Origin of the sequence: Glaciimonas sp. Gout2 (genome assembly GCF_035018905.1) — a bacterium.
Taxonomy (GTDB): domain Bacteria; phylum Pseudomonadota; class Gammaproteobacteria; order Burkholderiales; family Burkholderiaceae_D; genus Glaciimonas.
In genome coordinates this window covers 1-218 of sequence record NZ_JASJXA010000162.1, presented here as the reverse complement: position 1 = coordinate 218, position 218 = coordinate 1, and the positions used below count along the sequence as shown (strand labels likewise).

General features: G+C 54.1%; 1 pseudogene. It reads right to left on the bottom strand.

Annotated elements, in window-relative coordinates:
- Positions 1-218: pseudogene (locus QN379_RS23605) on the bottom strand (sulfoacetaldehyde acetyltransferase); the annotation flags it as partial.

Here is a 218-nt window from a genome sequence, read left to right as displayed (position 1 = left end):
TAGAAATAGTCACGCGGAATATTCAGTTGGGTCGGTCCCATCTCTGACATGGCACGGTCAAAGCAGCGTCCGGTGAATTCGGCCATGCGGGCCGGATTGGTCACATGTCCCTGATATTTGGTGAACTCTTCAAACATCGGCAACTGGTTGGCTTCCTGAAAGCCGCCCAGTCCCATGCCCATAGTGCCGGTTTCTGGTGTGATGATGACCACCGGACT